General features: G+C 72.4%; 20 protein-coding genes. 6 read left to right on the forward strand and 14 right to left on the reverse strand.

Going from position 1 to position 24,106, the window contains the following annotated elements:
• Positions 1–151 precede the first annotated feature (151 nt).
• Together BLT82_RS05645 and BLT82_RS05650 are read right to left on the reverse strand one after the other, a co-directional pair.
• Positions 152–1,447, reverse strand: a complete 1,296-nt coding sequence (locus BLT82_RS05645; RefSeq protein ID WP_093652721.1) for a condensation domain-containing protein — start codon at positions 1,445–1,447, stop codon at positions 152–154.
• Between the two features lie 157 nt (positions 1,448–1,604).
• Positions 1,605–3,035 (reverse strand): MFS transporter, encoded by a 1,431-nt coding sequence (locus tag BLT82_RS05650; protein WP_244291848.1) that lies wholly within the window; start codon positions 3,033–3,035, stop codon positions 1,605–1,607.
• 335 nt (positions 3,036–3,370) lie between these two features.
• Between BLT82_RS05650 and BLT82_RS05655 the strand changes: the two genes are divergently transcribed.
• Positions 3,371–4,078 (forward strand): AAA family ATPase, encoded by a 708-nt coding sequence (locus tag BLT82_RS05655; RefSeq protein WP_093652722.1) that lies wholly within the window; start codon positions 3,371–3,373, stop codon positions 4,076–4,078.
• 180 nt (positions 4,079–4,258) lie between these two features.
• On the opposite strand, the gene BLT82_RS05660 is transcribed toward BLT82_RS05655, so the two are convergent.
• Together BLT82_RS05660 and BLT82_RS05665 are read right to left on the reverse strand one after the other, a co-directional pair.
• Complete coding sequence (locus tag BLT82_RS05660; RefSeq protein ID WP_093652723.1) at positions 4,259–5,977, reverse strand: acyl-CoA dehydrogenase family protein; 1,719 nt, start codon at positions 5,975–5,977, stop codon at positions 4,259–4,261.
• A 101-nt stretch (positions 5,978–6,078) separates the two neighbouring features.
• Positions 6,079–6,645, reverse strand: coding sequence for a PadR family transcriptional regulator (locus BLT82_RS05665; RefSeq protein WP_093652724.1), 567 nt, complete (start codon positions 6,643–6,645; stop codon positions 6,079–6,081).
• A 563-nt stretch (positions 6,646–7,208) separates the two neighbouring features.
• Between BLT82_RS05665 and BLT82_RS05670 the strand changes: the two genes are divergently transcribed.
• Positions 7,209–7,685 carry a lamin tail domain-containing protein gene (locus tag BLT82_RS05670; protein ID WP_093652725.1) on the forward strand — a complete coding sequence of 159 codons (477 nt, stop codon included), beginning with the start codon at positions 7,209–7,211 and terminating at the stop codon, positions 7,683–7,685.
• 102 nt (positions 7,686–7,787) lie between these two features.
• Here BLT82_RS05670 and BLT82_RS05675 read toward each other — a convergent pair whose 3' ends face one another.
• The 5 genes from BLT82_RS05675 to BLT82_RS05695 form a co-directional block, all read right to left on the reverse strand.
• Positions 7,788–9,272 carry a peptide MFS transporter gene (locus BLT82_RS05675; protein ID WP_244291849.1) on the reverse strand — a complete coding sequence of 495 codons (1,485 nt, stop codon included), beginning with the start codon at positions 9,270–9,272 and terminating at the stop codon, positions 7,788–7,790.
• A 197-nt stretch (positions 9,273–9,469) separates the two neighbouring features.
• Positions 9,470–11,260, reverse strand: a complete 1,791-nt coding sequence (locus tag BLT82_RS05680) for a S8 family peptidase (protein WP_404203044.1) — start codon at positions 11,258–11,260, stop codon at positions 9,470–9,472.
• Positions 11,261–11,623: 363 nt separating this feature from the next.
• Positions 11,624–12,850, reverse strand: a complete 1,227-nt coding sequence (locus tag BLT82_RS05685; RefSeq protein WP_093652728.1) for an MFS transporter — start codon at positions 12,848–12,850, stop codon at positions 11,624–11,626.
• Between the two features lie 250 nt (positions 12,851–13,100).
• Positions 13,101–13,763: an NADPH-dependent F420 reductase gene (locus tag BLT82_RS05690; protein ID WP_093652729.1), complete on the reverse strand. Its 663-nt coding sequence runs from the start codon at positions 13,761–13,763 to the stop codon at positions 13,101–13,103.
• Between the two features lie 66 nt (positions 13,764–13,829).
• Entirely contained in the window at positions 13,830–14,699 is an 870-nt protein-coding gene (locus BLT82_RS05695) for an aldo/keto reductase (RefSeq protein ID WP_093652730.1), read from the reverse strand.
• Between the two features lie 133 nt (positions 14,700–14,832).
• Between BLT82_RS05695 and BLT82_RS05700 the strand changes: the two genes are divergently transcribed.
• Both BLT82_RS05700 and BLT82_RS05705 read left to right on the forward strand, forming a co-directional pair.
• Positions 14,833–15,537: a DUF429 domain-containing protein gene (locus BLT82_RS05700; protein ID WP_093652731.1), complete on the forward strand. Its 705-nt coding sequence runs from the start codon at positions 14,833–14,835 to the stop codon at positions 15,535–15,537.
• A 184-nt stretch (positions 15,538–15,721) separates the two neighbouring features.
• Entirely contained in the window at positions 15,722–16,288 is a 567-nt protein-coding gene (locus tag BLT82_RS05705; RefSeq protein ID WP_244291850.1) for a hypothetical protein, read from the forward strand.
• A 38-nt stretch (positions 16,289–16,326) separates the two neighbouring features.
• Here the strand turns inward: BLT82_RS05705 and BLT82_RS05710 are convergent, their stop codons facing one another.
• Together BLT82_RS05710 and BLT82_RS05715 are read right to left on the reverse strand one after the other, a co-directional pair.
• Complete coding sequence (locus BLT82_RS05710; RefSeq protein WP_093652732.1) at positions 16,327–16,932, reverse strand: TetR/AcrR family transcriptional regulator; 606 nt, start codon at positions 16,930–16,932, stop codon at positions 16,327–16,329.
• A 38-nt stretch (positions 16,933–16,970) separates the two neighbouring features.
• Positions 16,971–17,555: a GNAT family N-acetyltransferase gene (locus BLT82_RS05715; protein WP_167745970.1), complete on the reverse strand. Its 585-nt coding sequence runs from the start codon at positions 17,553–17,555 to the stop codon at positions 16,971–16,973.
• Between the two features lie 56 nt (positions 17,556–17,611).
• Here BLT82_RS05715 and BLT82_RS05720 point away from each other — a divergent pair, with 56 nt between their 5' ends.
• Positions 17,612–18,508 (forward strand): NAD(P)-dependent oxidoreductase, encoded by an 897-nt coding sequence (locus tag BLT82_RS05720; RefSeq protein WP_093652734.1) that lies wholly within the window; start codon positions 17,612–17,614, stop codon positions 18,506–18,508.
• A gap of 41 nt (positions 18,509–18,549) precedes the next feature.
• On the opposite strand, the gene BLT82_RS05725 is transcribed toward BLT82_RS05720, so the two are convergent.
• Together BLT82_RS05725 and BLT82_RS05730 are read right to left on the reverse strand one after the other, a co-directional pair.
• Positions 18,550–19,137 (reverse strand): TetR/AcrR family transcriptional regulator, encoded by a 588-nt coding sequence (locus tag BLT82_RS05725; protein ID WP_093652735.1) that lies wholly within the window; start codon positions 19,135–19,137, stop codon positions 18,550–18,552.
• Between the two features lie 214 nt (positions 19,138–19,351).
• Positions 19,352–19,696 carry a hypothetical protein gene (locus BLT82_RS05730; RefSeq protein ID WP_093652736.1) on the reverse strand — a complete coding sequence of 115 codons (345 nt, stop codon included), beginning with the start codon at positions 19,694–19,696 and terminating at the stop codon, positions 19,352–19,354.
• Between the two features lie 290 nt (positions 19,697–19,986).
• Here BLT82_RS05730 and BLT82_RS05735 point away from each other — a divergent pair, with 290 nt between their 5' ends.
• Complete coding sequence (locus tag BLT82_RS05735) at positions 19,987–21,729, forward strand: alpha/beta hydrolase (protein WP_093652737.1); 1,743 nt, start codon at positions 19,987–19,989, stop codon at positions 21,727–21,729.
• 35 nt (positions 21,730–21,764) lie between these two features.
• On the opposite strand, the gene BLT82_RS05740 is transcribed toward BLT82_RS05735, so the two are convergent.
• Positions 21,765–23,816, reverse strand: a complete 2,052-nt coding sequence (locus BLT82_RS05740) for a transglycosylase domain-containing protein (protein WP_093652738.1) — start codon at positions 23,814–23,816, stop codon at positions 21,765–21,767.
• Positions 23,817–24,106 lie beyond the last annotated feature (290 nt).

Here is a 24,106-nt window from a genome sequence, read left to right on the forward strand (position 1 = left end):
GCGGTGCGGGTATGCGGAGGGTCCGCGGCGTGCCGGTGCCCGGTGGACCGGGGCGCCGGGGCGGCGGGGCGGCGGGGCGGCGAAGGGTGCACCGGCCCGGCCGCGTCGGGCCGTTCGTCCCCGCGCCGCGCGCGCTCCGGGGCGGCGGGTGTCAGTCCACGGTCCGCCCCGGTGGGCGCAGTGCGTCGGCGAGTGCGGCGAACGCCTCGTGCGCGGTGGCGTCGTCGAGGACCGCGCGGTCCCAGACCATCCGCAGCCGGAGTTCGGCCCCCTGGGTCACGGAGACCGCGAAGGGCCCCCGGACGGTCCTGCCGTCGACGTGGATCTCCCGCCCCTCGACACCGCCCAGCCGCAGCGGCGGCCGGCGGCGGTCGTCGTCCACGGTCAGCAGCCCGTCGAGGCGTCCGGTCCAGCCGGAGCCGGCCGACCGGGCGGCGCTCACGACGGCGTCGAAGGGCGCGTCGGCCCGGTCGAGGTCGTCCCACCAGGCGTCGGCCGTCACCTCCGGTGCGGGGCCGTGACCGGTGGCGGCAGGAAAGACGACGGTGTTGAGGAAGCAGCCGACGACCGGTTCCGCACCTGCCGGCCGGCCGCCCCAGGGGTAGCCGAGCGGCACGACGTTGCCCGGGCCGTACAGTGCGCGCGCCGCTGCGCGACAGGCGTCGAGCAGGTCGGGGAAGGGCACGGTGTCCTCGTGGGCCGGCAGCCGGGCCTCGGCGGAGCCGCTCGGGAGAGCGCCGTCGGCGACGCGCTCCGGGCGTGCCTGCGGGGCCTGTTCGCGTACGGCGCGGAGCCGGTCCGCCCAGTACGCCGCCGCCTCGGTCGTGTCCGCGCGTTCTTCGGCGGCGAGTTGCAGGAGGACGGCCTCCCGGTAGGCGGCGAGTTCGGCGTCCGACTCCTCAGGGGAGGGATGGCCCGCCGTGTTGGACTCGGCGTAGGCGGCGCCGAGTTCCTCGACGATCCGGGCCAGCGAGCGGCCGTCGCACACGGCGTGGTCCAGCACGACGGCCAGGAGGTCGTCCGCCCTGCCCCTGTCGTCGCGCACGAGGAACAGTCTCAGCGGTGGGCCCTTCGGGTCCCAGGTGGCCAGCGCGCGGCGGAGCGTGTCGGCGGGCCGCTCGCCCGGGGCGGGGGCGGGCCGGACCAGGGGGACGTCCGGCTCCCCGGCACGGAGCACGGGCGTCCCGCGGACCACGGCCGGTCGCGAGCGCAGGGCGGTGTGCCGCGCGGCGAGACGGCAGGCCGCCGCCCGGAGGCGCTCGGCGTCGACGGTGCCGGGCGGGAAGGCGAAGAACATCGGCACCACGTCGGGGCGTCCCGTCGGGTCCAGCGAACGCACCAGTACGAAGCGGCGCTGTGCTCCGGTGACGGGCAGCAGGGCGTCGGCCCGGTCGCCGGCGGTGAGGTGCCGGTAGCGGGCCAGGTACTGGCTCGTGATGCTGAGCACGTGATCCTCTCTGTTTCGTCGCCGCGGTTCCGCGGGAGGGCGATGGTGCCGGTACCGGCGCGGCGTCGGGCGCGTACGCACGCCGTGGTGGCCGGGGGCGCGGGCCGCGCACCCGGCTCGCACGGGATGTCCGCGGCCGGGACCGTGTGGCGGTGGGTCAGCGGAGGGTCGCGGCGGTGGGGTGTTCGCCGTCTTCCGCGATTCGGCCGTCCTGCGGTGTCCCGTTCGGGATGCCGGCGTCGTGCGGCGCCTCGCGCACGGAGCCGCTGTCGTCCGGTGCTCGGTTCGGGGTGACGCCCGGGTCCGGTGCCCCGTGCGCGGTGCCGTCGGTGACGCCGTCCGGCGCCGGCAGGTCCCGCATCCGGCGCAGCGGGGACAGCAGCAGCGGCAGCGGTACGGCGAGGAAGCCGACGGCGCACCAGGCGAGCGCGGTGCGCGCCCCGTAGGACTCGGCGAGGGCGCCTCCGAGGAGCGCGCCGAGCGGGAGGGTGCCCCACATGAGGAAGCGCAGGGTGGCGTTCATCCGGCCGAGCAGCCGGGGCGGGCACAGCGCCTGGCGGAAGCTGACCTGGGCGACGTTGTAGACGACTGCGCCGAAGGAGACGACGGCGGATCCGGTGGCGAAGAGGACCGCGCCGGGGATGCCGGGGCCGGACAGGGGCCACAGCACGGCGAACGGTCCCGTCGCGAGGGCGGACAGCCGGATGATCCGGGCCTGGCCCAGCCGTGCGGCGAGACGCGCGGCGCACAGTGCGCCGAGGAGCCCTCCGACGGCGGATGCCGACAGGACCAGTCCGAGCGCCCCCGGCTGCAGCCCGACGGAGCGGACGAGATGAACCGTCTGCGTCGCCATGAGGACGGCGGTGCAGAGGTTGGCGAGGCCCGTGGTGAGGGCGATGACACGGAGCAGCGGGTGGCGGACGACGAAGCGGACGCCTTCGGTGATCTCCTTGCGCAGGGAGCCACCGGCGGTGGGCTCGGGCCGTTCCTCGGGCCGTCTGATGCCGAGGAGGAACAGTGCGGAGAGCGCGTAGCCGACGGCGTCGGCGATGACGGCGAGGTGTGCTCCGGCGAGTTGGACGAGTCCGCCGCCGATGCCGGGGCCGGTCACCTGGGCCGTGGAACGGACCGTCTCGAGGGCGCCGTTGCCCGCGACCAGCTGCTCGCGGGGCAGGAGCTGCGGGAGGTAGCTCTGGTGGGCGACGTCGAAGAACACGGTCGCCACGCCGACGACGAGCGCGACGGCGTAGAGCTGGACCATCGTCAGCACACCGGCGACGGCGGCGGCCGGGATGCTCGCCATCGCCGCGGCGCGGACCACGTCCGCACGGATCATCAGGGGGCGCTTGCGCATCCGGTCGGTGAGGGCACCGGCCGGCAGTCCGATGAGCAGGAACGCCGCGGTCTCGGCGGCGGTGAGGAGGCCCACCTGGAAGGCGGAGGCGTCGAGTTCGAGGACGGCCACGAGCGGCAGGGCCACCAGTGTGACGTGTGCACCGAGCTGTCCGGTGGCCGCTCCCGCGAGCAGCAGCCGGAAGTCACGTATGCGCGTCGGGCCGCCGTCGGCGGCTCGGGATGTGACGGACATGTGAACGACAGTCACTGAACCGTCGATCAGTAGTCAAAAGTACGCAGCCAGTTTCGGTCGATTCTTGCGTCACTTCGACGTCTTCTCAGTAAAAGTTTCACCGAATCCAAGGTACTTCCGCATGAATGCCTTCCATGCCGCACCCGCGCCGGACACGGGCGCCCGGGCCGGGGCAGGAGGCGGGCGAGATCGTCACCGGCGGTCCCCCACTCAGCGTGACCGCTCAAATCCTGACCGAAAACAGCCACTCCCGATCACGGTGGGAATGAATTGGTCATTCCGCCAGCTATGGACCGTGATCGGCACTCGCGTGCGCGCCGTGAAAGACTCGGCCCGTGATCATCGAACGCGCGTACGCAGCCGTGGACCCGCACCACGAGGACGCCTGGCCGTGGGACCTGCCCTGCGTACGCGACCTGCTGGCGGACGGCCTGCGCTTCGCCGCGCCGGTGACGTTCCTGGTCGGTGAGAACGGTTCCGGCAAGTCGACCCTGGCCGAAGCGCTCGCCGAGGGCTTCGGGCTGGACTCCTGGGGCGGTTCGCACGACTGGAGGTACGCCGCCCACCGCCCCAAGTCGCCCCTCGGCGAACGGATCCGCTTCGAAGCCGCGCCACGGGGCCGGCGCATGATGGGCAGCTGGTCGGCGCGCAAGGGGTTCTTCCTGCGCGCCGAGACGGCGCTCGACGCACTCGCACGGGAGGGGTTCGCGCCGGACTCCGTCAGTCACGGAGAAGGGTTCCTCGCGGCCTTCCGGCACAAGTTCCTGCAGCCCGGCCTCTACGTCATGGACGAGCCCGAGGCCGCCCTGTCGTTCGGCTCGTGCCTGGAACTGCTCGGGCACATCGACGAGTTGGCGAAGAAGGGCGGCCAGGTGATCTGCGCCACCCACTCCCCGCTGCTGACCGCGCTCCCGGGCGCCGACATCGTGGAGGTCGGCGAGCACGGCATGCGCCGCAGCACCTGGGACGAGCTCGCGCTCGTCGACCACTGGCGCCGCTACCTCACCGACCCGCAGGCGTATCTGCGCCACGTCCTCGACTGAGGCCCCCCTCACCCGCGAGCCCGGCCCCTGTCGCACGACGGCGAGCCCCTGTCCCGCCGACGTGTGGGACAGGGGCTCTGGCGTCTTCTTCTCCCCCGGATTCCCCATCGGACGCACGGGAATCCGGCGGGCCGCCGGTCCGGCGTCCGTGAGTACGGACGGAAGCCGGACCAACGCGGCCTACGGAGCCATCTCGTACGCCCCGGACAGCGCCTCGACCCGCTCCCAGACGCGTGCCGAACGGGCTTCGTCGACGACCGGGCGGCGAACGGCGCCCAGCGCCCAGCTCTGCTGCGCCTCGGTGGCGGAGTCCTTGCCGTGGAGTTCGACGGCGTAGCCGGAGAAGTCTCGGACGAGGACCGAGAACAGCTCGTCGAGGACATCCTCGTCCAGGTCCGTGAGCCGGGCCTGCTCGAGGATCAGCTGGCCGTGCACCACCAGGGCGAACAGCTGGCCGACGGCGAGCAGGAGGTCCAGGTCGCGGCTCTGCTCCTCGCCGGGGGCCGCGGTGGCGACGAACTCGCACAGGGCGTCCGCCTGTTCGCGGAACCGGGCGACGTTGGGCACCGCGGCGAAGGCGTCGAAGGCGGTGCGCCAGTCGTGGAAGCGGATGGAGCCGAGACCCCGGGCCGGCCCCTGCCGGAAGAGGAAGCCGTCGTCCGCGGCATCGAGCCGGGTCGGCACCTCCGGGTGGGCGACCGGGTCCAGCAGATGGTTGCGCATGAACTTCAGGATCAGCGCGAGGTTGACGTGGACGGTCCCCTCGAGCTTCGGCAGTCCCCGGATCTCGACCGCGGCCTGGGCGAAGTAGGTGTCCTTCTCGAAGCCCTTGGCAGCGATGACGTCCCACATCAGGTCGATGACCTTCTCGCCCTCCGTGGTGACCTTCATCTTGGTCATCGGGTTGAAGAGCAGGTAGCGGCGGTCGTCGGGGCCCGCGGAACGGAAGTAGTCGACGGCGCGGTCGCTGAACAGCTTCATGCCGACGAGGCGGACGTACGCGTCGGCCAGTTCGCGCCGCACGTGCGGGAAGGCGGTGACGGGGCGGCCGTACAGGATCCGGTTGTGGGCGTGGGTGACGGCCTCGTACATCGCGTGCTCGCAGATGCCGATCGAGGCGGTGCAGAGGTTGAACTTGCCGACGTTGACGGTGTTGAGGGCGGCGTCGAAGGCGGCGCGGCCGGTGTGGAGGACGTCCTCGGGGGCCACCGGGTACTCGTCGAGCCGGAACTCGCTGACGTACTTGGAGGAGTCGACGACGTTCTTCACGAGGCGGTACGCCGGGTGGCGGCTGTCGGCCGCGAAGAAGACGTAGCCGTCCGGGCCCTCGACGTCGGCGCGGCGGCCGAAGACGGAGACGAGCCCGGCGGCGTTGCCGTTGCCGATGTAGTACTTGGACCCGGTCGCCTTGAAGCCGCCGTCGCCGTCCGGCTCCAGCAGCATGTCGGTGGAGTAGATGTCGGCGCCGTGGCTCTTCTCGGAGAGGCCGAAGGCGAACACCTCGCCCTGCAGCAGCAGTTCGGCCGCGCGGGCGCGCGCGGCGGCGTTGTCGCTCTGCCACACCGGTCCGAGGCCGAGGATGGTGACCTGCCACGCGTACCAGTAGTCGAGCCCGTAGAACCCGAAGATCTCGTTGAGGGCGGCGATCCGGGCGGTGTCCCAGCGCTGGTCGGGCCGGCCGGCGTCGGGGGCGGGAGTGAGGAAGGTGGCGAACAGGCCTTCCTTGGCGGCGAACGCGAGGAAGTCCTCCAGCCAGACGCGGGAGCGGTAGTCCTCGATCAGCCTGCGCTTGCCGCGGGCCTCGAACCAGTCGACCGTGGCGCGCAGCAGCCTGCGGGTCTCGGGATCGAAGTGCGCCGGGTCGTAGGTACGCGGGTTGAACAGGAGCTGGTCGGCCATGGGTACGCCTTCCGGAGGTCGAGGGTCGGGATCGGTACGTCGACGGTGCGGTCGGGTGCGGGGCGGGGTACGGGTGGCGGTGGCCGCGCGGCCGGATCGGTTCAGATGCCCGGACGTGCGGTGCCGAGCCGGTGCAGGGTGGCGAGCACGTCGTCCAGCCAGGCGATCGTCATCCGCTCGTAGGCGATGCCGCCGCGCAGCACGGCGTGCTGGAGCTCCCGGCCGGCGTCCAGCGGGAGCGGCGCCTCGGGGCCGGTGAAGTCCCGCCGCTCTCCCGAGAGGTAGTGCGCGAGCCGGTCGGCGTGGGCCTTGCGGTGCCGTTCGACCTCGGAGACGAGACCCGCCGGGTCGTCGAACGCGGCGCCCCGGATCTTCACGGCGAGTTCGTGCCGGATGCTCTCCGGCTCGACCGGCTCGTGCAGCCACCGGGAGAGGGCGGCACGGCCTGGGCCCGCCACGGAGTACTCCTTCTTGTCCGGCCGCCCCTGCTGGGCCACTTCGCGGACCTCCAGCAGGCCGTCACTCTCCATGCGCTTGAGTACGCGGTAGATCTGCTGATGGGTGGCGGTCCAGAAGTACCCGATGGACCGCTCGAACCGGCGCGCCAGCTCATAGCCGGAGCCGGGCTTCTCCAGCAGGGAGACGAGGATCGCGTGTTCGAGCGCCATGACCCCGATCCTTCTATGCAACTCGTTGCATAGACAAGCGACCGAGCACGGATGAGACGCGGCTCACCCGGCATGGCCCGCGACGCCACTCCCCCGAGCCCTTCAGCTCGCCCGGCCGCATGCCGATCCGCAGAAGGAGACGCCGTCGCCGTGGCGCACGCACGGCCACCCGGCCCGGCCGAAAACCGCACGATAGTGCGACGTGGGACCGCCCGCCCGACTGGCGAAACAGTGACGCTGTTACATAAATCCACCCCTTTCCAGCGCGACACCCCCACGCGCACAGGAGGGGCGCACGCGGCGCCGGAAACCGCTTGTTGTTGATCAGTCAACGGATCGGTGCAACATGAAACCAATCGCCGCCGAGGCCGATGCGGAATGAGTGCCCCATACAGGCAAGAGTTACGGAGATGTCCGCATTTCGTCATAGCGTCCGGTTTGCGTCTCGTAGGGTCCGCGACCAGGCCAGAGTGAGGGCCCTCGGCAGCAAGCCGGGGAACCTGAACCGCCGCACAAGGGCCCTGAACTGGGCCTTGTCAGGCACGTCCTCGAAGGGGCATTCCATGTCTGCTTCTCGCATCACCCGCCGCGTCGTCGCCACGGCACTCGCCTCCGGCGCCCTCCTCGCGGCGGCCGCGCTGCCGGCGACGGCAGCCGGTCACGACCGGCACCACGGCTTCCGGTCGACGGTCGTCATCGGGCAGGTCCAGTACGACAGCCCCGGCCGGGACGACCGCTCCAACCGCAGCCTCAACGCCGAGTGGGTCGAGGTGAGGAACACCGGCCGGCACGCGGTCAACCTCCGCGGTTACACGCTCAGCGACCGGGACGGCAACCGCTTCCGCTTCGACAACCTGCGCCTCGACGGTCGCTCGAGCGTCCGTGTGCACACCGGCATCGGCCGCGACACGCGTACCGACGTCTACCAGGACCGCCGCAACTACGTCTGGGACAACCGCGACACCGCGACCCTCCGCAACGACCGCGGCCGCGTCCTCGACACCAAGTCCTGGGGCCGCTTCGGACACCACCGCCGCTGACCCGGCACCACACACCCCGGGGGCCCGGCCGCTTTCGCGCGGCCGGGCCCCCGGGCATTTTCCCGACTGACGGTCCACGGCCGGCAACCGCCGCGCGGGCCGTCAGTGATGTCCGACGAACCGGCTGCTGATCCTCTTTCGGCAGACCAGGATGAGCACGCCCACGGCCACCGCGACCGTCACCTCGGCGACGACGAACGGACGCCCGTCGAGATTCGCGCCGGCCAGCGAGGCCAGCGAGGTGACACAGTCCCCCGCCGTCACCGCCAGGAACCACACGCCCATCATCTGGCTGCCGTACTTCTCCGGCGCGAGCTTGGTGGTCACCGAGAGTCCGACGGGGGAAAGACACAGCTCGCCCACCGTCTGCACGAGATAGATGACGGCGAGCCACATCGGGGAGACCGGCGAACCGCCGGAGGCGGCCGCGAGGGCGGGCAGGAAGACGGCGAAGGACAGCCCGACCAGGATGAGGCCGACGGCGAACTTGACCGGCGTGGAAGGCTCCTTGTCCCGGGCGGCGAGCCACTGCCAGAGCCAGGCGAAGACCGGACCCAGGGCCATGATGAACAGCGGGTTCAGCGACTGGAACCAGCTGGACGGGAAGTCGATGCCCGCGACGACCGTGTCGGTGTTCTTCTCGGCGAAGATGTTGAGCGTCGAGCCGCCCTGGTCGTAGATCATCCAGAAGATCGCGGCTGCCACGAACAGCCAGACGTAGGCCGTCATCCGCTGCTGCTCGACAGGGGTGAGGTCCGGGTCCCTCCTGATGCGCATCAGCGTCCACGCGGGGAACACCAGCCCGAGGACGGTGAGCGGGACGATGACCCAGTTCAGCGTGTAGTGGCCGGAGAGCCCGACGACCGTGTAGACGGCGACGGGCACCAGAAGCCACAGGAGCCCCTTCTTCACCATGGCCTTGCGGTCTGTCGCGTCCATCGGCGAGGGCACGACGTCGCTGTGCGGACTCAGCCGGCGCCGCCCGAGAAGGTACTGCAGCAGACCCAGGGCCATGCCGATGCCGGCCACCGCGAACCCGAGGTGGTAGCTCACCTTCTGGCCGATCGTGCCGATGACCAGCGGGGCGAAGAAGGCACCCAGGTTGATGCCCATGTAGAAGATGGTGAAGGCGCTGTCGCGGCGCCATTCCAGCGGGCCCTCGTAGAGATGGCCCACCATGGTCGAGATGTTCGCCTTGACCAGGCCCGACCCGATCGCCACGAAGAACAGCCCCGCGAAGAAGAACCCCTCGGTGGGGACGGCGAGGAGGAAGTGCCCGATCATGATGATCACACAGGCGACCGTGACCGCCTTCCTCGGGCCGAGGAACCGGTCGGACACCCAACCGCCCGGCAGCGTCAGCAGATAGACCATCGACAGGTAGACGCTGAAGATGGCGATGGCCGTGTTGTCCGGGAAGCCGAGGCCGCCCTCGCTCTTCGGCGCCGCGAGGTAGACGGCGAGCAGGGCGCGCATGCCGTAGTAGCTGAAGCGCTCCCACATCTCGGTGAGGAAGAGCGTGGACAGACCCCTGGGGTGTCCGAAGAACGTACGGGTGGTTTCCGGGGCCTTGGGCGTACTGACCACTTTGCACCTTTCGGACGGCGGTGATGCAGAACCTATGCATCCCCAGCCCGTCCGGCCGTTCGCCACGCCTTCCCGCCCGCACGGCTGCCGGCGTTCGCAGGAACCGCGCGCCGCCCGGCGCCCGGACCCGAACGGGCCCCGGGGAAGGCGCGGACGCATTCCCCGGGGCCCGTGTCGTGCCTGGCCCGTACCAGCCCCTAGAAGGTGAGGTTCCAGGAGTCGATGCGGCCCGTGTCCTGGGCGGCGGTGTCCCGTACGCGCAGCTTCCAGATGCCGGCGGCCGCCTCGGCGGAGGCGTTCACCGTGTAGGTCTTCACGACGTTGTCGGCGCTGTCGCCGTCCGCGAAGTCCTCCAGCAGGAACACCGTGCCGTCCGGGGCGACGAGAGACAGCACCAGGTCACCGCGGTAGGTGTGCTTGACGTCCACACCGACCTTGAGGGCGGCGGGGGCATTGCCCGCGACACCGGTCACGGTGATGGGCGACTCGGCGGTGGCGTTGTCGTTGACGGCCACGTCGGTGGTGTTCTCGAAGTGGCGGGCCGGGGGCGGTGTGCCTCCGACCGCCTTCAGCGCGTCGACCTGCCCCTCGCCGAAGAAGGCGTTGTTGGCGGTCGTGCCCGTGCAACGGCTGTCGGACGGGCAGGCGGTGTCGTTGGCCTGGGTGGCGAGACGGGCGCGCAGGTCGGCCGGGGTCGCGGCCGGGTCGGTGCTCGCCAGCAGCGCGGCGACGCCCGCAACGTGCGGGGAGGCCATCGACGTGCCGTTCATGTTGCCGTACTTCCCGCCCGGGAGTGTGGAGTACACCCCTGACGCACCGTCACCGCCCGGGGCGGCGACGTCGATGACGTTCCGGCCGAGGTTGGAGTACGAGGCCTTCACGTTGCCGTTGCCCATCGCCGCGACCGTGACGACACCCGGGAGTTCGGTCGGAATGTCGATGCACGCGTTGGTGATGGTGCGGGTCACCGGCGTCGAGTCGTTGGGGCTGGAGGCGTCGGTCCGCTTGTTCGCCAGGTCGTAGTTGGAGTTGCCGGCGGCCGCGACCTGGAGCGAGCCCTTGCCCTCCGCGTACTGCTGGGCCCGCTTCACGCCCTCGATGATCGCGGCCTGGTCGGCGTCGTCCGGGCAGTTGAACATCCACGGATCGGTGTAGTAGCTGTTGTTGGTGACCTTGAAGCCGTGGTCACCGGCCCACATGAAACCGCAGATGGTGTTCTCGGCGAAGAACATGCTGGTGGTGGGTTCGGCGATACGGACGGAGGAGATCCGCACACCGGGGGCGACACCGATGACGCCCTTGCCGTTCTTCGCCGCGGCGATGGTGCCCGCGACGTGCGTCCCGTGGTCGCCGATGTCGCGCCAGGCACCCGCGCGGGTGTCGGGCCGGCCGTAGGCGCAGGAGACCGAGTCCGCCGCGTTGAAGTTGGGTGCGATGTCCTGGTGCAGGTCGTCGACGCCGGTGTCGAGGACACCGACCTTGACCGACGCGGAACCGGTGCTGACCGCCCACGCCTTGTCCGCCTTGATCTGGGTCATGTCCCAGCGGTTGGACTCGGTCAGGGTGGTCGGCGACTGGGACGGTGCCGCGGGCAGCGCGGGGTTGTACGCGTCGGCCGGGACGTCCGAGGTGCGGGTCGCACCGACCTGCTGCACCCCGGCGACACCGCGCATGGTGCCCGCGAACGCCGGCGACGTGGAGTGCGCCACGATCACACCGATCGCGTCGTGGTGCGCGAAGACTGACCCGCCGTTGGCGGTCACCGCACCGCGCACGGCGGAGGTGTCACCGGGCGCGGTGATCACCAGGTACGCGCGGGTCCCGGCGGCCCAGGTGGCCTGCGGAGAGGTGGGCGCGCTCGCCACCGCGGGCGCGGCCGGCGCCGCCTGCGCGGCGCTCGCGGGGACGGCCGACAGCAGGGCCGCGCCGACGGCGGCGGCCGCCACGAGCGGACGTCTCAGCCGGCTGGATATGAGGGGGGTAGGCAATGCATCCTCCGAAAGCCCGGCCGCGCCGAGGCGCATACCGGGCGGGTGATGAACGGAATGGACGCAAGATCTCAGACCGTGAGGCCGCAAGGGAAGGCGTTCCGGCGCCCAACTGGCCCCGGCCGACAAGTGGTTGGAGGCCATTCCGCCTGTTTTGAACCCCAGTCGGACGGCTTGTCGCACCGGCAGGCGGCCATGTGCCCCCGGCATGCGGACGGGCCGGCGAGCAGGCGTACGCCGTCGCCGATCACCGCCGCCCGCCCCGCGACGGGGCGGCCTGGGATGTCCCACGTCCGGGTGTCGGCGCCGGGTCGCCCGGGTTCGTTCACCCGTCCCGCCCGGCGGCCCCTGCGAAGCGGGGCGTCAGCTGCGTGCCGGCGGGTGGAGTGCCGCGTACGCACCCGCGCAGGCCGCGACCACCGTGACGCAGCCGGCGAAGACGAGGCCCGCCGTGCGCAGTCCCAGCCCCATGGCCAGGGCACCGACGCCGACCACGGGCACGGAGATGCCGGCGTACGCGACGACGAAGAACGCCGAGATGGTCCCGCCCCGGTGATCCGGTGGCGCCGCGCCGCTGACCAGGGTGAGGGCGGCCCGGAAGGCGAGGCCCTGGCCGGTGCCGCCGAGGAGGGCGCCCAGGACCAGCAGTGGCAGGGACGCGGCGAGCAGGGACGCGGCGACGAGCAGCAGCCCCACGACGAGGACGCCGCAGCCGACGGGGAGCGCCCGGACGGCCCCGACCTTCGGTGTCATCGACTGGCCGATGGTCGAGGCCAGGAACACGGAGAACACGACGGCGCCCGAGACCGCGAGATTGTGCACGTCCAGCGTCATCGCCACGAAGCTGGGCGCCACCGCCGTGAACAGTCCGAGGAGGGCGAATCCTGCGAACGCCGCGACGGACGCGGGTACGAAGACGCCCTTCACCCCGGGCGGTACGGAGATGCCCTGCGGGCTCAGCCGGGGCCATCGCCGCGGGTCCTCGACCGTTTCGGGCAGCAGCCACGTGAGCACGCAGGCCACCGCGATCAGGCCGAGGTGCACCAGGAAGACCAGCGTCAGCGGCCAGGGAGCGTACTCCGCGAGCAGACCGGACAGCAGTGGGCCGCAGCCCAGGCCGCCCATGTTCGCGGCGGTGGCCGCGAAGGCGGCGCGCGCCTTCTTCCCGGGCGGGGCGAGTTCGATCACGGCGGCCGTCGCGGCGCCGCTGAGCAGCCCGGCGGCGAAGCCCGACAGCAGCCGTCCCGCGAACAGCAGCGGCAGGCCGGACTCGAGCAGGAAGCAGCAGGCGCTCGCCGCCGAGAAGCCCATGGCCGCCAGCAGTACCGGCCGGCGTCCGACGGCGTCGGAGTAGTTGCCGGCCACCAGCAGAGCCGTGATGACGGCGATCGCGTAGACGGCGAAGACGACCGTCACCGTCAGCTCGGAGAAGCCGATCTGCTCCTGGTAGAGACCGTACAGCGGGGTGGGAAGCGTCGTTCCGGCCATGCCGATCGCGAACACCGCGGCAGCCGCCGGGTATCCCGGTCGCCTGCCCCCACCCGATCCTCCGCCGCCCGTCCCGCTTGTTCCGCCCGTGCGATCGACCATCCCGGCACCTTATGGGTGATGGTCCGTCAGGCTCGTCCGCCACGACGCGCGGGGGTCACTGTCCGCCGACCGGACGGGATGCCGCCGCGGCTTGGTCACCCGTACGGTCCGCGGGTTGCGAGGGGGACCGCACCGGCGGCGCGCCGGCTCCGACGCGCCGCGGGCCCGGACGGCGCCTTGTCCCACCCCCGATTGCGCGGCGGCGGCAGCGGGCCGCGGTCGGGGCCGCGGCCCGCATCGCATGCGGCCGTCACCCGCGGAAGGCCGCCGGACGCTCGGGGGAAGCCTCGGCCAGGGCCTTGGCGACGGCCTCCGCACCGGCACGGAGCCCGTACACGGGAGTACCGGGCTGCTGGTGCCAGGAGTCGTCGATGCCGCCCGCGTCGACCGTGTCGAAGCCGAGTTCGTCGATCAGGGCCCGGACGACGCCCTTGGCCCTCTCGTCGTCACCGGCGACCGGCAGTGCCATGCGCTCGGGGTCGCCCGCGGGCCGCGGGCGTTCGAGGATGTCCTGGGCGTACGTGCCGTTGAACGCCTTGACGACCGGGTGGCCGACGTGGCGCTCGGTCCAGCGGCTCTCGGTGAGACCGCCGTCCTCGATCTCCGGGATACGGCCGTCGCGCTCCCTGGGGTAGTAGTTGCCGGTGTCGATCACGACGAAGCCGTCGGCGGCCCCGTCGAAGAGGCCGGACGGCAGGTCCGGGACCCTCTTGAGGGGCACGGTGACAACGACGACCTCGGCGTCGCGAGCCGCGTCGCGCGCGTCGACCGCGGTGGCTCCGGTCTCCTCGGCGAGCGCGGTCAGGGTCTGCGGACCGCGGGAGTTGGCGACGGATACGTCGTGCCCCAGGGCGGTCAGCCTGCGGGTGAGGTTTCCCCCGATGTTGCCCGCGCCGATGATGCCGATCTTCATGGTGCTTCCTCCGGGTGGTGAGCCAGTGGGTGTGCGCGGATCCGGCGGGGCGTGCCTGCGCCGGGTTCACACGGCCTTGGTGAGTTCCTCGAACTCCTCGTCGTTCAGCTCGATCTCCGCTGCCCGGACGTTCTCGTCGAGGTGGGCGACGCTGGAGGTGCCGGGGATGGGGAGCATGACCGGGGAGCGGCGCAGCAGCCAGGCCAGGGCCAGCTGCGCGGGCGTGGCCCCGTGCTCACGGGCGGCGGTGTCGAGCGGTCCCCCGGGACGCGCGAGTTCGCCCGTGGCGATGGGGAACCACGGGATGAATGCGAGGTTCTCGGACTCGGCGTACCGCAGCACGTCCTCGGCACTGCGGTCCGCGAGGTTGTACAGGTTCTGCACGGAGACGACGTCGACGTACGAGCGTGCCTCCTCGAGCTGTTCGACGGTCACCTCGGACACGCCGATGTGGCGGATCTTGCCCTCCTGCCGCAGCAGTGCGAGCTCACCGAGCTGGTCGGCCGTCGGCACCTTCTCGTCGATGCGGTGCAGCTGGTACAGGTCGATGCGTTCGACGCCGAGGTGGCGCAGGCTGAGTTCGAGCTGCTGACGGAGGTACTCGGGGCGGCCCAGCGGGCTCCAGCCGTCCGGCCCGGAGCGCGCCAGACCGGCCTTGGTCGCGATGACGAGATCGTCCGGGTAGGGGTGGAGCGCTTCACGGATCAGGCGCTCGCTGACGAAGGGGCCGTAGGAGTCGGCCGTGTCGATGAAGTTGACGCCCAGCTCGACCGCGCGGCGCAGCACGCGCACGGCCTCGTCGTGGTCTTCCGGTTCGCCCCAGATGCCGGGACCCGTGAGCCTCATGGCACCGAAACCGAGTCGATTGACGGTCAGGTCGCCGCCTAGGGCAAAGGTGCCGGATGCGTCGGCCGGGCGGGATGCTGTGGTGCTCATACGAGCGTTCCTTTCGCGTGCCGCGGGACACTGACGCTCCTCGTGAACCCGGCCGGCAGTCGTTGTATTCCGTCCGTTCCGCATTCCGGACGGGTTCCGGGTGCGGGGCGCCCTCCGGGGGAAACCGTTGGGCATGGGTGACGCGGTGAGGGTTCTCGGGATCGACGCCTGCCCGGGCGGGTGGGTCGCGGTGGCGCTGAGCGACGGGCGGTTCGACGGTGCGCGCTTCGCCGCGAGCCTGCGCTCGCTGCTGGGCGGGAACGGCGACGGGACGGGTGACGCCGTTGTGGTGGCCGTGGACATTCCCCTGGGCCTCCTGGACACGGGCTGGCGGCGCGCCGACGCGGAGGCCGCCGCCCTGCTGGGGAGGCTGCGCGGCAGTGTGTTCCGGGTACCGCCGCGCGCGGTGTGGCAGGAGGAGCAGTACGAGGCGGCGAACCGCCTTTGCCGGGAGCTGACCGGAGCGGGGCTGAGCCGTCAGAGCTGGGGCCTCGCCGCGAAGCTGCGCGAGGCGAACGAATGTTTGACAGGGGCAGGCGGAGAGCGTCTCCGCGAGGTGCATCCGGAGGTGTCGTTCCGGGCACTGGCGGGCGGACGTCCGCCAGTGCACCGGAAGAAGAGCTGGGCGGGGCAGATGGCCCGTCGCTCGCTCCTCGAGAAGGCGGACATCGTGCTGCCCGACGACCTCGGCGACGCGGGAGTGGTTCCTGCGGACGACGTGCTCGACGCGGCCGCCGCGGCATGGAGCGCCGACCGGATCGCCCGGGGCCGGGCCCGTAGCCTGCCGGACCCTCCGCAGCCCGGTGACCGGGGCCGACCGATCGCCATCTGGTACTGACCCGGCCCCGGGCGCCGCCCGGGACGCGGGGGCCGCTGCGGGCTCGGGCCCGGGCTCGGGCGCGGTCTCGGTCTCGGCGAGGGGAACGCCGGGAGGGGCACGCGGCGAGGCGAACACGGTCAGGGGAACGGAGGTGAGTATCCGCACTCATGACACGGGCGGGCCGTGACGGAAGACTCCGCCCATGTCCATCAGACGATCGGCGGCAGCAGCCGTACTCATCGCCCTCACCCTGACGGCGTGCGGAACTCAGCGGGGCGGGCAGGCGCAGACACGGGCGTCCGGCCCCTCGCCGTCCTTCGCTCCACGGCCCGAGTGCGCACAGGCAGCCGAGGTGCCCGTACCCGAGCCGTCGTCTCCGCTCCCCGGCGTGGACGGCGGTCGGGCCCAGGAGAACGGGGACGCTCCTCCCAACTACGCCGACAACCACGCCTATCGCATGCAGGCGCCGCTCGCGGCCGACCAGCGCGCCCAGGGCGAGGCGTCCGCCGCGCTCATCCGCAAGGAGCTGGAAAGGGTCCGGGAAGAGGGGGACTTCGGCGACGAGCGGATCGCGGCCGCGTTGAGGAGCCTCGGCTGCGGGGAGGAGCACGGCGTCCACATCGGGGACGGCTTCTACAGCGTCCACACGGGTGTCGTCTGCGTGTCCGGGCGCGTCACCGAGGAGGAGCTGACCAGCGAGGTGCACGGCGCGTATGCCGAGCCCCAGCCAGGGACGGGACCCTGCGTCGAGAACCGGGGAGGCCACTGACCGGCTCCAGGCGCCGGTCGGGTACGGCTCCGGCTCGCTCACCGCCCCGGCGGCGCCTCCGTGGCGCAGCCGTCGAGCAGCGGGCCGAGTTCTCGCGCAACCGACGTCAGGGCGCGGACGTCGCGTTCGGCGCGGGCGATGAGGATCGCGCCCTCCAGAGCGCCGATCATGAGGGTGGCGAGGGCCTCGGTGCGTTCGGCCGGCACCCCCATCTCGCCGAGGGCCCGGGCCAGCGGACGGTTCCAGCAGGCGAAGGCGTCGGCGGCGGCGGTGCGCGTGGACTCGGTGGAGGCCGTGCAGTCCACCGTCGCGGCGGCGACGGGACAGCCCGTGCCGAAGCCGGAGTTCTCGTACTCATCGGTCCACTGGCGCACCATGGCGGCGAACAGCCCGCCCGGCGTGGGGCGGGGCAGCTCGGCGAGGAAGCGGTCGACGCGCCGGGCCGCGTACCGCCCCGCCCATTCGACGGCCTCGTTGACCAACTGCTCCTTCCCGCCCGGGAAGTAGTGCTGGAGCGAACCGCGCGGCGCCCCGGCGTGGGCGGCCACGTCCCGCATTCCCGTCGCCGTGACTCCGTCGCGCCGGATGAGCTGGGCCGCACTGAAGACCATCCGCTCCCGCGGCCCCCGCCCGGAACCCGCCATCGTTGACCTCCTGCCGACCGGCGAACACGGGCGCGTGGTCAGCGCCCCGGCCGCCCCAGCCTATAGACGCGGGTGAGCCCGTCCCGGTCGAGGGACGAACTCTCCGGCTCGAGGTGGCGCGCCATCGCGTCGAGCAGCCGGGACCGGCCCGGGAGAACGGTCGCCGAGATGCGTTCGACGCCGCGTCGACGGGCGCGGGCGAGGAGTTCGTCCACCATGGCCCTGCCCAGTCCCTGCCGCTGCCACTCGTCGGCGACGAGCACCCCGAGCACGGCGGCCGCCCCGGGTCCGGCTTCCGCCGGGGCGGCGAGTCCCGCCAGCCCGGCGAGCCGTCGACGGTCGCCGCGGTGGACCACGACCGCGTCGTGCACCTCTGGCCTGCAGGCCAGAACGCTGTCGGCGTACTCGCGCGGCAGCTCGCGCGGGAGCCCGAAGAAGCGCAGGCGGACCGTCTCGGGCGAGCACCCGGCGAAGAGTGACCTCAGGGCGGGGCCGTCACCGGGACGGACGCTCTCGACGTACCACCGCCCCGATCCTTCCGTCCCGGGCAGGGCACCGGGCGCGGGCCGGCCTCGATCACGAGGGGCGGGAGGGACGGGGGAATCCACTATGACGCTCGTCATGGAACCCAGTATTATGACGAGCGTCATAGACGGCAAGGCGACACTGGCGGTGCTCCGTGGACACGGTTGTGGGCTTTGTGGGACTCGGCATCATGGGGCAGCCCATGGCGCTCAACCTCGTGCGGTCCGGGCAGGACCTCGTCGTCTGGAACCGCGGCGCGGCCCGGTGCGAGCCGTTGCGCGCGGCCGGTGCCGGGGTGGCGGCACGGCCCTCCGAGGTCTTCGCGCGGTCGGGCGTGGTGCTCATGATGCTGGCGGACGGACCGGCGATCGACTCCGTACTGGGCCGCGGGACAGCGGACTTCGCGGTGAACGTCGCGCGGCGCACGATCGTCCACATGGGCACGACGTCTCCGGATTACTCACGGCGTCTCGAGTCCGATGTCCGTGCCGCGGGCGGACGGTACGTCGAGGCTCCGGTTTCCGGGTCGCGGGGGCCGGCGGAGTCCGGGCGGCTGGTGGCGATGCTGGCCGGGGAGGAGTCCGCGGTGAAGGCGGTTCGCCCGCTGCTGCGGCCGATGTGCCACGAGACCTTCGTGTGCGGCCCGGCGCCCAACGCCCTGCTGATGAAGCTCGCGGTGAACCTGTTCCTGATCACGATGGTCACCGGACTGACCGAGGCCTACCACTTCGCGGACCGGCAGGGCCTCGACCGGGAGCGGTTCCTGGCGGTGCTCGACGCGGGACCGATGGCCAGTGGCGTCTCGCGGATGAAGGGCCCGAAGCTGATGGGCCGTGACTTCGAGGCCCAGGCCGCGGCCGTGGACGTACTCAAGAACAACCGGCTGATCGCGGCGGCGGCGCGGGATTCGGGGCTGGCGTCACCGCTGCTGGACGTCTGCCACGCCCTCTTCGGCGAAACGGTGTCCCTCGGGCACGGGGCGTCCGACATGGTCGCCGTCCTGCGGGCGATCGAGGCACGCACCGACGGGGAGCGGCCGGGGGCGCCCTGAACGGGCGGCCGGAACCGTTCCCACGGGGTTCGGGACCGCCCTCAGCCCCCGCCGCCGGAGCCGTTCCGGTCGCCGTGGTCGAAGAGAAGCTCGATCACCGGGCGGGCGGCCGCCCCGGGGTCGTCCCCCAGGCCCTCGGGCAGAGCACCGGCCAGCCACAGCGTGGCGAAGCCGTGCACGATCGACCACGCGGCCACGGGCGCGTGCGGGGACGCGGGGCCCCGTCGGGCCGGCATCCGCGCCAGCCCGCCGGCCAGGGCCAGGCCGGCACGCTCGCGCGCGGCACGCACCTCCGGGGCGTCCGCGTGGTAAAGACCCGGCTGGAACATCACCTCGAAGTGCGCCCTGTGCGTCACGGCGAAGTCCACATAGGCCACCCCGACGTCGAGGAGTTCGTCGCCGGCCTGGCGCAGTGCCTCGGCGAGGAGTTCGTAGCCCTGGCAGGCCACCGCCGTCAGCAGCCCGGCCTTGTCGCCGAAGTGGTGCTGTGACGCGGCGTGCGAGACCCCTGCCCGGCGCGCCAGCTCCCGCAGGCTCATGGCGCCGGTGCCGGACTCGCCGATCACCTCGACAGCCGCGTCGAGGAAGGCCTTGCGCAGGTCACCGTGGTGATAGGACTGACGCGCCATCGGGGAACCCCCATCTTTCCCGTGGAAAGTTACTACAGCTCACCCGCCGTCCCCGCCGAGGGTCGGCGAGCACCATCCGGAGCCGGGCAGGGACCGCCCGGGACAGACCTGCGCCCGCGGCCGCCGTGGCGGTCGCGGGCGCACGTTCGCGGTGCTCCGGTACCGGGCCCGCGCCTTGCGCGGCACTCGGGACCCGTCGGTCGCGCGGGCCGGGTCAACTGGCGCGGGCCGGCCTCGGACCGGGGACGGTGATCCAGTGCAGGATGGTCTCCACCGTCCGGTCGTCGAGCGCGCTGAGGATGTTGATCGCGTCCAGGTCGCCCGGCAGTGGTGCGACGCCGTTGGCGGTCAGGGCCGAGTGCAGGTCCAGGCGCCGGCGGTCGTGTGCCGCGAGCGGGATGGCCAGCCGCTGCGCCGGGGCGGGCGGCAGGAGTTCGGCTTCGCCGCCCGCCATCGCGGGGTACAGCCCGTCGATGTCACGCGCGCCGGGGACCCGGTAGGGATCGGCGGCCGTCTCCGACAGCACCGACGACAGCGAAAGAAGGGGCTCAGCAGTCATGGAAGCCTCCAGGGTTGCGTCACTGACACCACTGAGGGCGCTCTCCGGCGGGGAGCGGTTCCTCCTCGCCCCGCACATCACCCGTACGCCGCCAAAACCACGTCATCACACGATCTCGCGGGACACGGACCGCGAGAATCCGGCGCACCGCCTTTGACCTGCACGGATCCCGCGATCCAGGAAGCCCCTGGCCTGTCAAGTCACGGGTTCCCGGACGTGTTCCCGCGCGCCGTCCGCCGTTTCACTCGGGGTGGGGCCGCGGCCGCGGCCCGCCGCCGATTGGAGCAACCATGGACACCCGAGCGCCCGGCCACGACCGCACCGGCGAGCATGCGGACACCGCGCCGAACCGCGGAACGCCGGCCCGCGCGCCCTGGGCCGCCCGGCGCCGGGCGGCCGGACTGCGTGGGGCGCTGTACCGGGCGGTGCTCGCCGCCGGCGCTCCGTTCGCACGCCTCGACCGCGCGCGGCCGGCGGGCCCGGCAGACGGACGTGCGGCGGCGCCCGGACGAGGCCGGCGGGGGACGGCCCTGCTGTCGGCAGTGCCCCTGGCGCTGGTGGCCGGAGCGGGGCTCCCTGGCGCAGCGGCTGCCGACGACGGAGCCGCGGCCACCCGATCCCAGGGCACTCCGGCGAGCATCCCCGCCGCCGTGCCGGAAGGGCTCCGCCCGTTCTACACCCAGCGAATCGACTGGGAGACCTGCGGTGCGGTCGTCCAGTGCGGCGAGCTGGTGGTGCCGACGGACTACGCCGACCCGGCCGCCGGCACCATCCGGCTGTCGCTCGCACGCGTGCGGGCGACCGACCCTGCCGACCGGATCGGCTCGCTGCTCTACAACCCCGGCGGGCCGGGCGCGTCGGGCGTCGACGCGGTGAAGTCCGCTTCCGAGATGCTGGCCACCCCCGGGGTCGCCGCCCGGTACGACCTCGTGAGCTTCGATCCGCGCGGTGTGGGCGAGAGCGCCCCGGTTCGCTGCGCGCCCGTCCGGACGGCCGGTGACGCCCCGGTCGACATCACCCCGGACACCCCTGCCGAGGTCGACGGGTTCGTCCGGTCGGCCCGGGAGAACGCGGCCGCGTGCGGTTCCGGAACCGGTCCGCGCCTCGGCCATGTGTCCACCCTGGAGACAGCCCGCGACATGGACGTGCTCCGCGCCGTCCTGGGCGACCCCAAACTGAACTATCTGGGCGTCTCCTACGGCACGTACCTGGGCACTCTGTACGCCGATCTCTTCCCCGACCGGGTCGGCCGGCTGACCCTGGACGCCGCGGTCGACCCCCGGCTGGACGCGCTGGAGTCGCTTCGCGGTCAGGCCGCCGGTTTCCAGCGGGCCCTGGACGCCTTCCTCGCCGACTGCACGAAGCGGCCGGAATGCCCCCTGGGCACCGATCCGGCCAAGGCCGCGAAGCGCCTGACGGATCTGCTGGCACGGCTCGACCGTTCCCCGCTCCCGGCGGGCGGGGCCGGGCTCCTCGACCGGGACACCACCGTGGTGATCATGGCGCAGTCGCTCTACGGAAGGGACTCCTGGCCCGCGCTGGAGTCGGCCCTGGGCGCGGCCCTCGCCGGGAACGGGACGGAGTTCTCCGAGCTCGTCGAGGGCGCCGCCGACAACGCGTTCGGCCAGTCCTTCCAGGCCATCTCGTGTCTGGACCTGCCACCGGCCGTGACCTCCTCGGAGCAGTTGCAGGCCGAGCTGCCCTCCTTCCGGCAGGCCTCCCCCGTCTTCGGCGAATGGCTCGGCTGGAGCGCGCTGAATTGCGCGGAGTGGCCGGTCGCCGCCGTCGGCACGCCGCGTACGATCACGGCGCCCGGCACCCCGCCGATCCTGGTCGTGGGCACCACACGGGACCCGGCGACGCCCTACGCCTGGGCCGAGGGCCTGGCGGGGCAGTTGGAGTCCGGTGTGCTGCTGACCCGCGACGGCGACGGCCACAGCGGGTACAACGTCGGCAACGCCTGTGTCGACCGGGCCGTCGACAGGTATCTGATCGAGGGCCTGCCGCCTGCGGACGGCACCCGCTGCGCCTGAGGTCCCGGCGGCCCCGCGGCCCCGGGGCCGGCCCCCTACCCCGGCGACGTGGTGGTGGGGGCCGCCTCCGGGGTCGCCTCCGCGGCCGCGACGGGCCGCGGCGCCATCTTCCGCAGGGAGTCCGAGGTCATGTAGTCCGCCCAGATCTGCGCCGGGAAGAGGCTGCCGCGCACGGTTCCCTCACCGCCCGTACCGGCCATGGGGAGCAGCGGTTTGCCGGGCTGGGAGCGGAACATCGTCACGGCCGTCGACAGGTTCCCGTTGTACCCGGCGAACCAGGCGGCGCGCTGGGTGTCGTGACGGCCGGTGGCGGCCACGGCGAAGCGGCCGAGGGCCGTTGCGGCGGGGGCGGCCGCAGTGCCGAACGCGGTGTCCTCCAGCACGGAGGTGACGCCGAGGGCCACCTCCGGGTTCATCACGCGCCGCGAGGCCGGCACGGTGAGGCCGGCGACGGATTCGTCCCCCCGGAGCACCTTGGTGACCGAGTACGGCTCGTGCCGCACGCCTTCGCTCGCGAAGGTCGCGTAGGAGCCGGCCACCCTGATCGCGCTGGGCGAGGAGGTGCCCAGCGAAAACTCCCCGGTGCGGGGCGCCATGCTGCTGCGGAGCATGCCGGCGCCCACGGCCATGTCCTCGACCCGCGCCAGCCCGGTCGCCGAACCCAGCCGCTCGAAGGGCACGTTGAGGCCGGCCGCCATCGCCTTGCGCAGGGTCAGGAAGCCACCGGGGCCGGCCAGCGGGGACACGAAGGTGCCGTCCTGCCGCACCGGCGGGAGGCCCGTGGTCAGCCGGCCCGACTCGTCGAAGGCGCTCTCGGTGGAGACGGCCCGCACGGAACCGTCGTCGGCCACGGCACCGTGCTGGAGCGCCGCGGCGAGCACGAACGGCTTGAAGACCGAACCCGCGGGCACGCCCGAGGTGTCGGCGTTGTTGGTGAAGTGTGCGGTGGCGTCGGGGCCGCCGTAGACGGCGACGATGGCACCGTCGTCGGGCCGCACGGAGGCGGCGCCCACCTGGACGTGACGGTCCGCCGCACGGGTCTTGGGGTCGATGTGCCGCCGGAGGGTGTCCTGGACGGAGCGTTCGAGCTGCTGGACGGCCGCCCGGTCGAAGGTGGTGTGGATCCGGTAGCCGCCCCGGTCGAGATCGGCGTCGCTGAGGTTCGTCCGCTTCTTGACGTAGCGCTTGGCGATGTCGACGAGATAACCGGTCTGGCCGCTCAGATTGGTGGACTTGGACTGCGGGCGCGGCGCCGGGAAGACCGTGTACCGGGCCCGCTCGTCCTGGCTCATCATGCCCAGCTCGACCTGGCGGTCCAGGATCCAGGACCAGCGCTCCGCCGCGCGCTTGCGATGGCTCGCGCCGAGCGCCGGATCGTAATCGTTGCCGCCCTTCAACAGTGCTGCCAGGAATGCTCCCTGACTGGGATTCAGCTTGTCCGCGGCGATGCCGTAGTAGGCGTTGGACGCGGCCTGGATCCCGTACGCCCCGCGGCCGAACCAACTGGTGTTCAGGTACCCCTGGAGGATGTCGTCCTTGGTCTTGCGGCTGTCGAGCTTCAGGGCGATGCAGAATTCCTGCACCTTCCGGGACACCGTCTGCTCCTGCGACAGGTACGTGTTCTTCACGTACTGCTGGGTGATGGTGGAGCCACCCTGGGTCTCCTCTCCCCGGGCCATGTTCGCGACGGCCCGCGCGAGACCGGAGAAGGAGACGCCGGAGTCCTCGTAGAAGCCGGCGTTCTCGGCCGCGATGGCGGCGTTGCGGACGGACACCGGGATCCGCGACAGCGGGACGTTCTGCCGGTTCACCGCGCCGACGCTCACCATCTGGCTGCCGTCGGCCCAGTAGTAGACGTTGGCTTCCTGGCGCGCCGCCGCGTTCTCGCTCGGGATGTCGACGTAGGCGTAGACGGCGGCGAAGAGCGCCAGGAGCCCGACGACGACGGCGGAGAAGGCTCCGAGGAGCAGCTTCCACGAAGGGAGCCAGCGGCGGAAACCCTGTCTGCCCCGGCGCGGGTAGTCGATCCGGCGGCGCGGCACGCTCCGCCGGAGGCGCGAGCGGGACGGCTGGGGTTCTTCGCTCATGTGCGGCTGCTCCTCGGTCGGGCCCCGCGCGCACGCCCCCGCGGCACGCGGATCTCACCGAGCAATACGGTGCGTGCCGCCCCGGCGTTGCCTGGCGGCACTGTGAAGGACAGCACGCCGCGGAACGGGAACCCCGGGACCGGTTTCGGCCTCGCACCGCTACCGGCGAGTCACGTAGGCGGGCCGCACCACGGCCGAGTCTGCGTGGGGCGGGGTGAGTGGGGGCGGCGGGACACACCGGCCGCCTCGATGCGGCAGGGGCGCACGGGCCGGTGAGGCACGACTCCGGG

The sequence above is a fragment of the Streptomyces wuyuanensis genome (assembly GCF_900103455.1).
In the GTDB taxonomy this organism is placed as follows: Bacteria; Actinomycetota; Actinomycetes; order Streptomycetales; family Streptomycetaceae; genus Streptomyces; species Streptomyces wuyuanensis.

Coding starts and splice junctions, on each gene's coding strand:
- BLT82_RS05725 (WP_093652735.1), bottom strand. CDS start 19,137: ATGGCGCGTCAGTCCTATCACCACGGTGACCTGCGCAAGGCCTTCCTC.
- BLT82_RS05650 (WP_244291848.1), bottom strand. CDS start 3,035: ATGTCCGTCACATCCCGAGCCGCCGACGGCGGCCCGACGCGCATACGT.
- BLT82_RS05710 (WP_093652732.1), bottom strand. CDS start 16,932: ATGGCGGGTTCCGGGCGGGGGCCGCGGGAGCGGATGGTCTTCAGTGCG.
- BLT82_RS05660 (WP_093652723.1), bottom strand. CDS start 5,977: ATGGCCGACCAGCTCCTGTTCAACCCGCGTACCTACGACCCGGCGCAC.
- BLT82_RS05730 (WP_093652736.1), bottom strand. CDS start 19,696: ATGACTGCTGAGCCCCTTCTTTCGCTGTCGTCGGTGCTGTCGGAGACG.
- BLT82_RS05665 (WP_093652724.1), bottom strand. CDS start 6,645: ATGGCGCTCGAACACGCGATCCTCGTCTCCCTGCTGGAGAAGCCCGGC.
- BLT82_RS05670 (WP_093652725.1), top strand. CDS start 7,209: ATGTCTGCTTCTCGCATCACCCGCCGCGTCGTCGCCACGGCACTCGCC.
- BLT82_RS05735 (WP_093652737.1), top strand. CDS start 19,987: ATGGACACCCGAGCGCCCGGCCACGACCGCACCGGCGAGCATGCGGAC.
- BLT82_RS05695 (WP_093652730.1), bottom strand. CDS start 14,699: ATGAGCACCACAGCATCCCGCCCGGCCGACGCATCCGGCACCTTTGCC.
- BLT82_RS05700 (WP_093652731.1), top strand. CDS start 14,833: ATGGGTGACGCGGTGAGGGTTCTCGGGATCGACGCCTGCCCGGGCGGG.
- BLT82_RS05740 (WP_093652738.1), bottom strand. CDS start 23,816: ATGAGCGAAGAACCCCAGCCGTCCCGCTCGCGCCTCCGGCGGAGCGTG.
- BLT82_RS05705 (WP_244291850.1), top strand. CDS start 15,722: ATGTCCATCAGACGATCGGCGGCAGCAGCCGTACTCATCGCCCTCACC.
- BLT82_RS05715 (WP_167745970.1), bottom strand. CDS start 17,555: ATGACGAGCGTCATAGTGGATTCCCCCGTCCCTCCCGCCCCTCGTGAT.
- BLT82_RS05685 (WP_093652728.1), bottom strand. CDS start 12,850: ATGGTCGATCGCACGGGCGGAACAAGCGGGACGGGCGGCGGAGGATCG.
- BLT82_RS05690 (WP_093652729.1), bottom strand. CDS start 13,763: ATGAAGATCGGCATCATCGGCGCGGGCAACATCGGGGGAAACCTCACC.